This window comes from Brevibacterium sediminis, assembly GCF_024895295.1.
Lineage (GTDB): Bacteria > Actinomycetota > Actinomycetes > Actinomycetales > Brevibacteriaceae > Brevibacterium > Brevibacterium sediminis.
Genome location: NZ_JAHQRN010000005.1, coordinates 173585 through 187088, shown reverse-complemented (window position 1 = coordinate 187088; position 13504 = coordinate 173585). Strand labels below are relative to the sequence as shown.

Annotated in this window: 13 protein-coding genes; 8 read left to right on the top strand and 5 right to left on the bottom strand. The window is 60.3% G+C overall.

The window, feature by feature from the left end; translation table 11 throughout:
- Positions 1 to 158: 158 nt before the first annotated feature.
- The 4 genes from KTJ89_RS13120 to dnaA all read right to left on the bottom strand — a co-directional run bounded on the left by KTJ89_RS13120 (position 159) and on the right by dnaA (position 5187).
- Positions 159 to 671, bottom strand: coding sequence for a DciA family protein (locus KTJ89_RS13120; RefSeq protein ID WP_101546518.1), 513 nt, complete (start codon positions 669 to 671; stop codon positions 159 to 161).
- Positions 668 to 1804 (bottom strand): DNA replication/repair protein RecF, encoded by a 1137-nt coding sequence (gene recF / locus KTJ89_RS13115; RefSeq protein WP_172173137.1) that lies wholly within the window; start codon positions 1802 to 1804, stop codon positions 668 to 670. The genes KTJ89_RS13120 and recF overlap by 4 nt, the downstream gene beginning before the upstream one ends.
- The gene (gene dnaN, locus KTJ89_RS13110) at positions 1805 to 2944 is read right to left on the bottom strand and encodes a DNA polymerase III subunit beta (RefSeq protein ID WP_172173149.1); all 1140 of its coding nucleotides are present in this window, start codon (positions 2942 to 2944) and stop codon (positions 1805 to 1807) included.
- Positions 2945 to 3501: 557 nt separating this feature from the next.
- Entirely contained in the window at positions 3502 to 5187 is a 1686-nt protein-coding gene (gene dnaA / locus KTJ89_RS13105) for a chromosomal replication initiator protein DnaA (RefSeq protein ID WP_259358031.1), read from the bottom strand.
- A gap of 415 nt (positions 5188 to 5602) precedes the next feature.
- On the opposite strand from dnaA, the gene rpmH reads away from it, so the two are divergent.
- From rpmH to KTJ89_RS13070, 7 genes are all read left to right on the top strand, one after another.
- Positions 5603 to 5740 carry a 50S ribosomal protein L34 gene (rpmH, locus tag KTJ89_RS13100; RefSeq protein WP_039211706.1) on the top strand — a complete coding sequence of 46 codons (138 nt, stop codon included), beginning with the start codon at positions 5603 to 5605 and terminating at the stop codon, positions 5738 to 5740.
- Positions 5741 to 5742: 2 nt separating this feature from the next.
- Positions 5743 to 6108, top strand: coding sequence for a ribonuclease P protein component (gene rnpA, locus KTJ89_RS13095; RefSeq protein WP_259358030.1), 366 nt, complete (start codon positions 5743 to 5745; stop codon positions 6106 to 6108).
- Positions 6092 to 6448, top strand: coding sequence for a membrane protein insertion efficiency factor YidD (gene yidD, locus KTJ89_RS13090; RefSeq protein WP_248283866.1), 357 nt, complete (start codon positions 6092 to 6094; stop codon positions 6446 to 6448). The genes rnpA and yidD overlap by 17 nt, the downstream gene beginning before the upstream one ends.
- A 132-nt stretch (positions 6449 to 6580) precedes the next feature.
- On the top strand, positions 6581 to 7534 hold the full coding sequence (gene yidC / locus KTJ89_RS13085) for a membrane protein insertase YidC (protein ID WP_259358029.1): 954 nt from the start codon (positions 6581 to 6583) through the stop codon (positions 7532 to 7534).
- Between the two features lie 8 nt (positions 7535 to 7542).
- Positions 7543 to 8100, top strand: a complete 558-nt coding sequence (locus KTJ89_RS13080) for a Jag family protein (protein WP_139909522.1) — start codon at positions 7543 to 7545, stop codon at positions 8098 to 8100.
- A complete protein-coding gene (gene rsmG, locus KTJ89_RS13075) occupies positions 8093 to 8791 on the top strand; it encodes a 16S rRNA (guanine(527)-N(7))-methyltransferase RsmG (RefSeq protein WP_259358028.1) in 699 nt (232 codons plus the stop codon). The genes KTJ89_RS13080 and rsmG overlap by 8 nt, the downstream gene beginning before the upstream one ends.
- Positions 8792 to 8858: 67 nt before the next feature.
- On the top strand, positions 8859 to 9755 hold the full coding sequence (locus tag KTJ89_RS13070; RefSeq protein WP_259358027.1) for a ParA family protein: 897 nt from the start codon (positions 8859 to 8861) through the stop codon (positions 9753 to 9755).
- Here the strand turns inward: KTJ89_RS13070 and KTJ89_RS13065 are convergent.
- Positions 9672 to 10514, bottom strand: a complete 843-nt coding sequence (locus tag KTJ89_RS13065) for a hypothetical protein (RefSeq protein ID WP_259358026.1) — start codon at positions 10512 to 10514, stop codon at positions 9672 to 9674. The two genes, KTJ89_RS13070 and KTJ89_RS13065, sit on opposite strands and share 84 nt — an antisense overlap.
- A 253-nt stretch (positions 10515 to 10767) precedes the next feature.
- Here KTJ89_RS13065 and KTJ89_RS13060 point away from each other — a divergent pair, with 253 nt between their 5' ends.
- Positions 10768 to 11757, top strand: a complete 990-nt coding sequence (locus KTJ89_RS13060) for a ParB/RepB/Spo0J family partition protein (RefSeq protein ID WP_259358025.1) — start codon at positions 10768 to 10770, stop codon at positions 11755 to 11757.
- The last annotated feature ends 1747 nt before the right edge of the window (positions 11758 to 13504 follow it).

The following is a 13504-nucleotide window of genomic DNA, read 5'->3' as shown; positions in this document are numbered from 1 at the left end:
GCCCGTAAGCGGCCTGTGAAGGCATATTTCCCGAATTTTCGTGCCGCAGATGTACCCCCGGACAGGTGAGGTAGCGGCTATGGCCGTTTAAGGCCCTCTGTGTTCTTCTCAGAAATACAGGGATTCTTCCCGGAATTTCGCCGAGGCGGCTGCCCACTTCACCCGAATGTGTCCCGGGGTCCGCGGCCGGCCACCGATCGTCGACCGCGTTTGAAGCTGCGTCCCTGTGGCCCCTTGATCTCGATCTCGGTGATCGTCGCCGAACCCAGCCCTTCCTCGAGTCTGCGCAGGATCGTCGGTTTGAGCACCCGCAGCTGGGTCGCCCAGGTCGTCGAGTCTGCGGCGATGACGAGCAGGGGAGGAGAGAAGTCGACGGGCGTCGCGTGCTGGGCCACCTGGGGTCCGACGAGGTCGGGCCACCGGCCGAGCACCTTGCCGATGTCGAGTGAGGACGACCAGCCGCGGTCCGTGATGAGCGACCCGAGCACTGATGACACGGTCTTCGGGTCACGGCCGTCTCGACCCGACCCCGAGTAGACGGCTTCGCCGCGCAGGCGGGAACGGCGACGGCTGCGGACGAACTTCGCTTCGGTCACCTCCATCCGTCGGACTCGGTCGAGGGCTTCGAGCGCGGCGACGGGAGTGGAGTAGTCCCGGTCGATGCCGCTCATGATGCGCCGCTCTGCAGAAGTCGGGACTGGTCGATCCGGATTCCTTCGAGGCCATCGGGCAGATCGGAGTCGACGGCCGCGGTGATGAAGACCTGTTCAGCCGATGTCACTCTGGACGCCAGACGCTGACGCCGACCGGTGTCGAGTTCGGCGAAGACGTCATCGAGGACGAGGATCGGCTGTTCAGCGGCGCTTCCGGCATCGGCGGAGAGCAGGTCCCAACCTGCCAGCTGCATGGCCAGCGCCAGCGACCAGGTCTCTCCGTGAGAGGCGTAGCCCTTCGCCGGATGGGTTCCGATCATCAGGGACAGATCATCGCGACCGGGTCCGTGCAGGGTCAGTCCGCGCTCGATCTCAGTCGTGCGGCGACGATCGAGGGCCGCCAGCAGCAGCTCCTTGCAGTCGGCAGCGGATGCTGCCTGCGAGTAGTCGATGCGCGAATCGTAGGCGATGTGGGCGCCTTGCCGTTCCAGCCGGGCATCGGCTGCGATATAGGCGAAGTTCGTCTGCAGCGGTTCGACAATATCGGCGAGGATCCGCTGTCGCCCGAAGACGAGTTCGGCAGCTGAGTCCGCATAGGCCATGTTCCAGATGTCGAGTGTCGCCTCGAGGCCGGGATCGCGGTCCTCGCGGAGCCGTTTGAGCAGAGCATTGCGCTGTTTGAGTGCCCGTTCGAAGTCCGTGATGATCGAGGCGAAACGTGGATTGCGCGCCACGACGAGCGTGTCGATCCACGACCGGCGTTCGGCCGGTTCACCGCGGACCAGACTGAGATCCTCGGGAGCGAAGACGACGCAGGAGACGAGGCCGAGGATGTCCTTGAGCTTCACCGCATTGCGGTTGACCCGGGCCCGGTTGGCACCTTTGGCCTGGATAGTCACCTCGACGGTGGCATGCCGCTGATCCCGGTTGACCAGTGCGGACACCGTTGCGGCCGGGCGCCCCTCGAGGACGAGCGGAGCGTCGAAGGCCACCCGATGGGAGCGCTGATGAGCGAGGTACCCGATCGCCTCGACGATATTGGTCTTCCCGGTCCCATTGTCGGCCACGAATGTGGTGACTCCGGGTGAGAACTCGAGGTCGAGTTCCGGATACGACCGATAGTCACGCAGGGAGAGTCGGGATATCCACATTCAGATGCGCGTGGGCATGAGCAGATAGCGATAGGACTCGTCGGCAGGACCGTCGAGTTCCTTCTGCCCGGAGATGATGACCGGCTTCATCGGCTGCGTGAAGGAGAAGTTCACGTACGGGCTCTCGACAGCGGCGAGACCTTCGGCGATGTAGTGCGGGTTGAAGCCGACGGTGATCTCGTCGCCCTGGAGGGTGGCTTCGACGGCTTCAGAGGCCTGAGCGTCGTCACCGGTGCCGGCGTGGAGGGTGAGCATGCCGTCGGTGACCTCGAAGCGCAGCGGGGTGTTGCGTTCTGCCACGAGTGAGACGCGGCGAACGGCTTCGCGCAGCACGGCTGTCTCGACGATGGCATGGATCGGAACCGAATCCGGGAACAGCGACCGGACCTTCGGATACTCGCCCTCGATGAGCAGCGAGGTGGTGACTCGACCCGCCGAGGTGAAGGAGATGAGGTCCTTGCCAGCATCGGTGCTCAGGCCGATCGTGACATCGCCGCCGAGGGACTTCGAGACATCGGAGAGCGTGCGTCCGCGCAGCAGAGCCACGGCCGAGACGTCGGGGCGTCCCGGGTTCCAGGTGAACTCGCGAACGGCCAGACGATAGCGGTCGGTGGCGAGCATCGTGACCTTCTCGCCCTCGATCTCGACTCTCACGCTGGTGAGGATCGGCAGGGTGTCGTCCTTCGAGGTCGCGATCGTGACCTGTGAGACGGCGTTCTGGAACTCACCGGCCGAAACGGTGCCCGAGTCGTCGGGGATCTGCGGCAGCGCGGGGTATTCGGCCACAGGCATCGTCATGAGTGAGAAGCGCGAGGATCCGCAGGTCACGTCGACCTTCGCATCGATCTGTTCGAGGGTGACCTCTTGGTTCGGCAGAGCCTTGGAGATGTCGGCGAGCAGACGTCCGGAGACGAGGACCGTTCCTGCGGAGGCGACGTCGGCAACGATCTCGACGCGGGATGAGACTTCGTAGTCGAAGACGGCCAGACGCACTGTGCCGCCGGCTTCGGCGGTGATGAGAATACCGGTGAGGACCGGAGCGGAAGGACGGTTGGGCAGAGTCTTGGTCGCCCAGGCAACAGCGTCAGCGAGAACGTCGCGATTGACTTTGAACTTCAAGGGGGATGCTTCCGCGTTCACTTTACTCCTTCGGGGTGGCCACCCGACCTGCACTGGGCATCTGGCACGAGATTCCGGATTGCGAGTCACAGGCTCGATACTGCTCGGAAAACTTTACACAGCCTATCCGATTTGTGCCCACCTCAGGAGTGCCGGCCGAAAAGGGATGCCGAGGGTGCTCAGCGACCGAATCTCGCATTCGAGAATCGGCCGAGATCCTGTGTTCGAATATTCTGCAGGTCCATGACTCTCTCGACCTCGAGCTCATGAGCTCGAAGCTCATCCCCCGCAGCAGTCGGTGGCGGTCGCCCTCTTAGGAGTTGAATTCACTTGGTAGAAGTATCAGCACATGTGGACACTGTGGACAAGTGCCGCTTACCCCAGAGTAATCAAGGGTTCTGATCCATTATGAGCTTGTGGATGCCATGTGCACCGCGACCGAGACGTCGGTGGGCGCTTGGGTAAACACAAGCATGTAGTTCACATCTTTCCACCCGTGGACCAGTTCTGTCCACCGTTCTGTCCCCAAGCTGTGAGCAATTGTCCCCAGGGTTATCCACAGATGTGTATGACGACTTCTATAGGCGGTGCTGTTGTTTAATGCGGTTTGTGAGTTCGGTGACCTGGGTGTAGACGGCCCGTCGTTCGGCCATCTGAGTTCGAATCTTCTTGTTCGCGTGCATCACGGTGGTGTGATCGCGTCCACCGAACGCCTGTCCGATCTTCGGCAGGGAGAGGTCGGTGAGCTCACGGCACAGATACATGGCGATCTGCCTGGCCGTCGTCAGAGTCCTGGACCGGGAGGTTCCGCACAGGTCGTCGAGGGTGAGGCTGAAGTAGGCAGCGGTCTGGCCCATGATGTCCGCGGCCGTGACCGCGGGGGTGTCATCGGGGGTGATGAAGTCCTTGAGAACGGTCTCGGCCAAGGAGACGTCGATCTGCTGATCGTTGAGGTTGGCGAATGCCGTGACCCGGATGAGAGCGCCTTCGAGTTCGCGGATGTTCGAGGACACACGGGAGGCGATGTATTCGAGGACATCGTCGGGAACATCGAGCTGCTCGGCTGCGGCCTTGCGGCGCAGAATCGCGAACCGAGTCTCCATATCCGGCGGCTGCACGTCCGTGAGCAGACCCCATTCGAATCGGGAGCGCAGCCGCTCTTCGAAGCCCTTGAGCATCTTCGGCGGCTGATCGGAGGTGATGACGACCTGTTTCGCCTCATTGTGCAGGGCGTTGAACGTATGGAAGAACTCTTCGACGGTCGCATCCTTGCCCTGCAGGAATTGGATGTCGTCGATCATGAGGATGTCGACCTCGCGGTAGCGGCGCTGGAAGGCGGGACGCAGAGCATTCGAGGTCTTCGATGAGCCAATCGTATTGATGAAGTCGTTGACGAACTCTTCGCTGGAGACGTACTTCACTCGGATCTCTGGGAACAGCTGTGTCGCGTAGTAGCCGATCGCGTGGAGCAGGTGGGTCTTGCCCAATCCCGAGTCCCCATAGATGAACAGAGGATTGTAGGCCTTGGCCGGTGCCTCGGCGACAGCGAAGGCCGCTGCATGGGCGAACCTGTTGGAAGCGCCGATGACGAAGGTGTCGAAGGTGTATTTCGGGTTGAGCTGAGCGACGCCGGGAGCATCGACGGGCGGGCCCATCGGGGCGGCTGTCGCCTCGGCGATCTTCATCTCACGGTCAGTCATGCCGGAATCGTCGGGAGCCTGCGGCTGCGAGGCGGGCGTCTGCGTTGCCGGAAGCGCCGATGCCTGAGCCTGTGGCATCTGGGTACCCGAGGTCTGCGCAGCCGGCTGGCCCTGGTGCGGCTGAGCGAATTCGGGCGTCGAATGATCGGCGGGTGCCGGCCGGACCGGTTCGGTCGCCTCGGTGGGGGTGGGTTCAGGGGATCCCGTCGCCGAGGTGGAGGTGACCGGATCGATGGGAACCTGGGTTCCAGGGGTCGACTCTCCAATGAGTTCTTCGAAGCGGATCGGCACGTCGAGTTCAGGATCGACGACGAAGCCGAAGGTCACCTCGAAACCGAGCACCTTTGAGAACTCCCTGGTCAGAGGGCCGAGCAGTCGGGTCTCGATGGTGCGGCGGGTGTGTTCGTCACGCACGGCGAGAAGGATGAGCGCATTGTCGACGAGGGCCTTCGGCAACGCGAGGGAGAGGAATCCCTTCTGATGCGACGTGAGGTCTGGGTCCTGTTCCAGGTTTGAGACCACCGTGTGCCAGCGGCCGATGAGCTCATTCTTGGAATTCGACACCGTCACATTTCCTCAGCTTTCAAAAAATTCGTTCTGGCGTGATCCACACCTGTGCATGACTTCCACATAGTTTTCCACAGAATGTGGACCAGTGCCGACTCAGCCCAGTGAATCTCCACACTCGTGGATAAGCTTGTGGAAAACTACATGGGTGTGACTTGTGGACGAGGGTTGGTGACGGACACGCGAACGGCGATGAATTTCGGGCGAGCGTGACGTGAAACATGCAGATCCCGTTTGACCGGTCCGATTCCGCCTCGCTAAGATGGAGTGTCCTGTGTACCGGGCTTCATCCGATTATCCTGATTATCTTTTGGCTCTTATGCACAGGAGTGCTCGGCGGTCGAGACTCGCACCGCCGTTTTTTGTGAGAACGCACCGGCGTTCACCCGCAACCTAGAAATCGGAGACTGAAGTGAGCAAGCGTACATTCCAGCCCAACAACCGTAAGCGCGCCAAGAAGCACGGCTTCCGTCTGCGTATGCGCACCCGCGCGGGCCGCTCGATCCTGGCTGCACGTCGTCGCAAGGGACGTTCCGACATTTCGGCCTGAGCATGCTTGACGCGGCACATCGGATCCGCAGCGGCGAAGACTTCAGACGAATCTTCAGAGCCGGGGTCCGGGTGCGCACAGAGCATCTCATGGCGCACAGCCTGAGAGACACCGATGATACCCACGCTGCACGCGTGGGTTTCATCGTATCCAAGGCCGTCGGCAACGCCGTGGTGCGCAACCGCACCAAACGCCGCCTGCGCGAGATCATGCGTGCGCGGCTCGGAGAGCTGAGATCAGGAGATCTGTTCGTCATCCGGGCACTGCCGCATGCCGGACAGGTCGATTTCGCCGTACTGTCCGCCGAGGTCGACGAGCTGCTGGTCAAGGCAGAGAAGAAGCTGGAACGTCGTGGACGCCGAGCATGATCTGAAGCATGTCTCCGAGGTGCCCCGCCGGCCGGCAGGTTTCTGGCCGACACTCGGCTGGATCGTCCTGATCGGACCGAGGATGCCGTTCGTCTGGTTCATCCGCGCCTATCGGATCGTGATCTCACCTCTCTACGGCCAAGTGTGTCGCTACTACCCCAGCTGCTCCATGTACGGTCTCGAGGCGTTCGAGATACACGGAGTTCTCAAGGGCGTGGTGTTAACTGGGTGGCGAATACTGCGCTGCAATCCGTGGTCGCACGGAGGTGTCGACCATGTGCCGGGCTCGGCGCGGGAGGCCAGGTCGAAGACCATCCACCGCGGTCAGGCACACACCTGAATATATTGAACTTGCAGTCCGCGCACGAGCGTGAAGAAGCGGACTGCCTCGGGGCACACGTCGTGTCGCGCAGACCTGTGAACAATGGCAAAATGAACTTCGCGCAAGAATCGGTGTAACGAGGAGAACTGAATGGACTGGATGGACAAGCTGCTCTACCCGCTGCAGTGGGTAGTTGCTTGGATCCTCGCGATCTTCCACGAGATCTTCACCGCAATCGGTCTCCCGGCCGACAGCGGTTGGACCTGGGTGCTCTCGATCGCCGGACTGACAGTGGTCATCCGTGCTCTCCTCATCCCTCTCTTCGTCTACCAGATCAAGTCACAGCGCAAGATGCAACTGCTGCAGCCGGAGATCCAGCGCCTGCAGGCGAAGTACAAAGGCAAGAAGGACCAATACTCCCGCCAGGCCATGGCCGAAGAGCAGATGGCGCTGTTCCGTGACAACAAGACGAGCCCGTGGGCATCGTGTCTGCCGCTGCTCGTGCAGATGCCGATCTTCTTCTCGCTCTTCCGCGTCATCCACAACATGCCGAAGGTCGCTTCCGGTGACGTCGGAGCCATCGGCGGTTTCACACAGCAGCTGGCGATCCAGGCTGAGCAGTCCTCGATCTTCGGCATCAGCCTTTCGGCGGTCTTCACCGACCCGGGCTTTGCGGTCAAGCTGCTGACAGGTGTCCTCATCGTCATCATGGCCGCCACCATGTTCATCACGCAGAAGCAGATGATGGCGAAGAACATGTCGGAGTCGGCAATGGCCAACCCGATGATGCAGTCGCAGAAGATGCTGCTCTACGTGATGCCTCTCGTCTTCGGCATCGGCGGAATCTACTTCCCGCTCGGTGTCCTCATCTACTGGCTGGTCTCGAACACTTGGACGATGGCCCAGCAGCACATGGTCATCCGCAATATGCCCGCTCCCGGCTCGAAGGCCGAGAAGGAGATGCTTGAGCGCAAGGCTCGCAAGGGCAAGACTGTGAAGCAGGACGAGCTCAAGGGATCGACCGTCACCGAGGAGGCCCCGAAGAAGAGCGGCCAGCGGCAGCAGCCCGTGAGCAAGAACCGTAAGAAGAACAAGAAGCGCTGAGGACAGACATGACCGAAGAGAAGATCGACGAGACCTCCGAACAGACACCGGAAGAGACTCCGGAGGAGACCTCGCCGAAGCCGAGCCGTGCCGAACTCCTCGAAGAAGAGGGCGAGATCGCTGCGGACTACCTCGAAGAGCTGATGGATCTGGCCGACATCGATGGCGATATCGATATCGATGTCGCCGACGGCCGTGCACAGCTGTCCATCGTCTGCGAGGACGACGAGGACTCCAACCTGGGCACCCTGGTCGGCCGCGAGGGCCGCACCCTCGGTGCGCTTCAGGAACTCAGCCGTCTGGCGGTGCAGACCCAGACCGGTCAGCGGTCGTGGCTGATGCTCGATATCGACGGTTTCCGCAACAGCCGTCGCGAAGAGCTGATCAAGAAGGCCAAGCGCGCAATCGCCGAAGTCAAGGACGGCGGCGAGGAGTTCGCGTTCAAGCCGATGAACAGCTTCGAACGTAAGATCATCCATGACCAAGCTGCCCGCGCCGGCCTGGTCTCGGAGTCTGAGGGTGAGGGCGACGGTCGTCACGTCGTCATCCGGCTCGCCGATGACTGATCAGCCCGAGAACGACCCCGAGCTCTCGACCGAGGCGGAGTTCTCGACCGAGCCGACGACAGCGGAGATCGAGTCGCCTCCGGCAGGCACTGAAGAGTACTTCGGTGCGGCTTATCCTGCCGCGCAGCAGTATGCCGAGCACTTGGTCACGACCGGAATCGAGTGGGGGCTCATCGGTCCGCGCGAGGTCGATCGGCTGTGGACTCGGCATATTCTCAACTGCGCTGTGGTTGCCGAACACATCAATGATGATGATGTCGTCGGCGATGTCGGCAGCGGTGCCGGATTGCCGGGTATTCCGATCGCACTGATGCGCCCCGAGGCGAAGATCGTCCTCATCGAACCGATGGAACGCCGCGTCGAATGGCTGAATATGGTCGTCGACGATCTGGGCCTGAAGAATGTGCGAATCGTGCGTGCACGCGTCGAGGAACTCGTCGACGAGGAGATGTTCACGGTCGTCACCGCACGCGCGGTCAAGGCGATGACGACTCTCATCGAATGGACCCGCGAGGTGATCAGCCCCGGGGGCCGGATCCTCGCCCTCAAGGGAGCTTCCGTCGAAGGCGAGCTGGTCAAAGCGAAGAAACTGATCAAGCGATATCGACTGTCCCAACCTCAGATCCACGTCGTCGATGGCGGCGGCATCCTCGAGGTCCCGAGTCGTGTCGTCGAGATCGTCAAGAAATAGTACGAAGTAGAGTTGGTCTAGGCTGGATGAGAGCCTTGTGAAACCGATGGATGATGGAGTGCGCCCTATGCCGATCATGGATGAGTCGTCTCCCATTGGTGCCGCGATTGCACGGGACAACCGGCGAGCGGATCGACTGTCGCAGACAACCTTTCCACGGCCGGACTCGACCCGTATCTTCACGATCGCGAACCAGAAGGGTGGCGTCGGAAAGACCACGACGGCGGTGAACATCGCAGCGGCTCTGGCCAATCAGGGGCTCAATGTGCTGCTCATCGACATCGATCCGCAGGGAAACGCGAGCACCGCCCTGGGAATCGACCACTATTCCGAGGTCACGAGCATCTATGACGTCCTCATCGATGACGTTCCCATGCGCGAGGCGGTGGCGCAGTGTCCGGACTTCGACACTCTCAAATGCGTACCGGCCACCATCGACCTCGCCGGCGCGGAGATCGAACTCGTGTCTCTCGTCGCACGTGAACAGCGACTGCAGCGTGCCTTGGGCATCTACCTCAAGGAGGAGGAATCAGCGGGAGACCGCGTCGACTACATCATCATCGACTGCCCGCCCAGCCTCGGTCTGCTGACGGTGAACGCTTTCGTGGCCGCTCGCGAGGTCCTCATCCCGATCCAGTGTGAATACTATGCACTCGAAGGCCTCAGCCAGCTGCTGAAGAACATCCAGCTCATCCAGAAGCACCTCAATCCCGAATTGGCGATCACGACGATTCTGCTGACGATGTATGACGGACGGACGAACCTCAGTGCTCAGGTCGCTGAGGATGTGCGCACTCACTTCCCGGAGCAGGTCCTCGGTACTGCCATTCCGCGTTCGGTGAGGATCTCCGAAGCACCGAGCTATGGCCAGACCGTGATCTCATATGACCCACATTCCAGCGGTGCCCTGTCCTATCGGGAAGCCGCCGAAGAAATTGCGAATCGAGGAGTAAGTCGTGGCTGAACGCAAAAAGAGGGGCCTGGGGCGCGGACTCGGAGCATTGATTCCCGACGCGAACTCCAATGATCGTCCGGTCGATGTGTTCTTCTCCGGCGGGAACTCGGAAGACGGCAAACGCGAGAGCGAGACGAAGACGTCACGCACTGCGCGCACGGACCCAGCGGCGTCGATGCAGTCGTCCCGACGACGCAAGCCGAAGGCATCCGGGACAACTCGATCGCCGTCCACGACTTCCGGGGCAGATACTGAGACTGAGGCGGCTGCCTCGAAGACAGCATCTTCGAAGGCCGGGTCGGCGAAGGCCGGGGCGACAAAATCGGGAACGACCAAGGCTGCGTCGTCCAAGGCCTCTGCGTCCAAGGCCGCGGGTTCGAAGTCCACCGCCGCTGAACCGACCGCTTCTAAGTCCACTGCGTCTAAGTCGACAGGGACGAAGACGGCGACCTCCAAGACGTCGGGAACGAAGGCATCGACGGTGAAGTCGAACGCATCGAAGGCGACTGCACAGAAGGCGACCGGGAGCGGTTCCTCCAGAACTTCTGCTGGCGCCAAATCGACGTCAACGAAGACGAAGGCTGGGTCTTCTTCTGCTCGGCCGGCGTCCGGTCCGTCCTCTGCTTCCTCAGTTGAGAGCGCACAGAAGGCGTCTGCAGCGACGAAGAATACGACGCGGAAGACATCGTCCTCCGCCTCGGTCTCTGACTCAGCAACGGGCTCAGGCGAAGTTGAGACTCCAGCGGCGAGCTCGTCTGCTGATTCCACTTCGGTTCAAGTGGCTGACAATGAAGCTGTTGACGTGAGTTCTGACCTCGTCAATGACTCTCAGGTCCCAGAGGTCACTTCGGCAACTGCATCGGCATCGTCGGCCGAGGATGATGTTCGAGAAACGCATCCCGGCGTATACACGTCATCTGGGCGAAGCCATGCTGACTACGAGGCGGATGAAGAAGGCCAGTCCGGTGTCAGCGGAGGTGACGAGCACGTTGCTACTACGAATGTAGTCGCATCAGAGTCAATGGATGCCCTAGACGAGACCCGTCCGGCGGCGGCCTCGGAATCAGAACCTTCGACAGCTTCCGAATCCGATAACGGGACGAGCAGTTCAGCTTCAATCGGACGGCCGGGTGACTCCGACACCGTGGAGACTGCCGATGAGGGCGAACTCGACGATTTCGAAGGTGTCGAGTCGATTCCGGATACCGAATTCGGTGAGATCGATGTCGATCTCATCGATGCGAACCCCAGGCAGCCGCGAACGGTCTTCGATGAAGATCAGCTGGCGGAATTGGTCCACAGCATTCGTGAGATCGGTGTCCTTCAGCCTGTCGTAGTCAGGCAGAAGCCGAGCGACCGCTCGCGCTTCGAGCTCATCATGGGTGAGAGGCGTCTTCGCGCGACGAAGGACGCTGGTCTGTCGACGATTCCGGCAATCATCCGGTATGTCGAAGATACAGACCTTCTCCGTGATGCGCTCTTGGAGAACCTGCATCGTGCAGAGCTCAATCCGCTTGAAGAGGCAGCGGCTTATGGCCAGCTGCTCGAGGACTTCGGGTGTACGCAGGAAGAACTCTCCGAGCGTATCGGGCGTTCTCGTCCTCAGATCTCCAATACCCTGCGTCTGCTGCGTCTTCCTCCTCTGGTGCAGAGACGGGTCGCTGCCGGCGTCATCTCGGCCGGTCACGCTCGAGCGATTCTCGGACTGCGCGATCCGGAGCATATGGAAGTGCTGGCGCAGCGGATCGTTGCTGAGGGTCTGTCCGTCAGGGCATCGGAAGAAGCTGTCGTGCTGCTCAACCGAGGCGACTCCATCAATGTTTCACGTGCAACGACGAAGGTGTCCCCTGAGTTCATCGCTGTAGCTGAACGTTTGGGTGATCGACTCGACACCAAGGTGAACATCTCCGTTGGCAAACGCAAGGGCAAGCTGAGTGTGGAGTTCGCGAACCAAGAGGACCTCGACCGTATTCTCGGTCTTTTGGGTATCCCGAACGAGGACGCGCTCTGAGCGGCTTGCTCTAGGCGAAGATGGGCTTCGGGGTGTTCGCCCCGAAGCCCATTTCCATTATGCGGAACTTGGTTGAGCCCGTCGTATCAATTCAACGCGCCGGTATCCACCATTTCGCTATTGACGGTAATAGGCCACTCTCTCGCTTGTGCAATGGCGTTCACACCGTTTCACGTGAAACGGCGCGACTGTAGGTTCGCCGTCGACTCTCCACCCATTAGACGTGGGTGTTGACGGAGTTCGAGATTCTTCTGGCAAACAGGCGAGATGCATTCAGAAGAAGCCTAGTATGAAGGTCCACAGGGGGTGGCTCTTGCAGCTGCCATGTGCGCCCTGCTGAGCGAGCATGTTCCGCCGCCAAGAGGTGGACTCCAGGAATCCATAGCCTCATTGATGCGGGCAGGTGGCCCGATACCGTGGGATGTGGTCTTCATTTCGAGTGGAACTTTCCTGAAGTCTTGTTTCACGTGAAACAGACGAGTCGGGTCGGTTGCTGGAACTTCAACTGGGTCAGCCAGGTCTTGCTTGCGGACGGCCTGGACTACTTGCGGGAGAGTAGTCATGGCGCGTGGACCGGTCCTTGTTTCACGTGAAACAGGCCGGCGCTTTGGCCGTGCAACAGTCAGCGCGGCTTTCCACAACCACATCTGGACCCTACTGAGCCTCCTTGGATTCAAACGCAGTATGTTGGTTCTCAAGCGTCTGCGTCACTCCCCGAAGACGCACGGACTGAATCTCTGTTTCACGTGAAACCATGTTCGATTCGTCCGGGAGTCTCGGGTGACTAGGTAGGTGAAGTGCGATCTGGAACGCTGCTAGGACCGTGATCGCATCAATCGGCTGACGGTGAATCGAGTGGTGATGTGGAATTCTCAGTCCACGCATGTCTCTTCTTGAGCGAACCCATGTCGGAAACATTGGAAGGCATTCAAAGCTCATCTTCCGCTTCCGCCAGCTCCTTTTCCGGCTGTTGGAGTGCCGTTAGCAGGCAGAGTATGGACCACTGTAGCCGCATACTCGGGATGCGCGGGATAGAGAATCAGCGTGAATACGGATCTGACGGGGCGTTGGATATGAGCCGGCAAGGTGTTCGCGGGTATAGAGCACCAGGGGCAACGTGCGAGTGGTGTTCCACGTGATAAAGCTGTCAGTCGAATGGCACTCATCAGAACACACCGTGTCTTCGGGCTCGCTTGTTCACACAAACACTTCTATAGTTCAAGTTTGCCGCGTGCGGTTTAGTGGCGAATCAATAGCTGCCCACCGGTGGTCACCGCTCCACAAGACACTGAAATACGTCAACGGCATCTATCCTTGGGGGCCCACGTAGACTCTATTCGCGGGAGTAGATGAGAGCAAATGGCAGGATTCGCTGAACTCAGGGGTTGTGACTTGGCGAGTACTTTCAACGATCTTCACGGAACCAGAGCACGTCGTCTTATGAGGAATTGGGTATATGGCGATGTTTCACGTGGAACCACGTCTCAACCGATGAAGATGCAACGCGCTGCCTCTCGAAAAGCACCGAAAGAAGTAGTCGGCACCAGCATCATTGTTACAACGTTCGGGTTGTTCATTCTTCGCCGGTGCCGAGTGTGTCGCAATTTCCCAAAGTTGGCATCATTCGAGGGCCGGTGCTGTTTCGCTTTGTGTTGCGTGGGAAGGCGTCGTATGGCTCGTACGTGCTCAGTCCACTTGGCTCGTGCGTGCTCAGTCGACTATCGGTGCGTTTACGAGATGATCACTC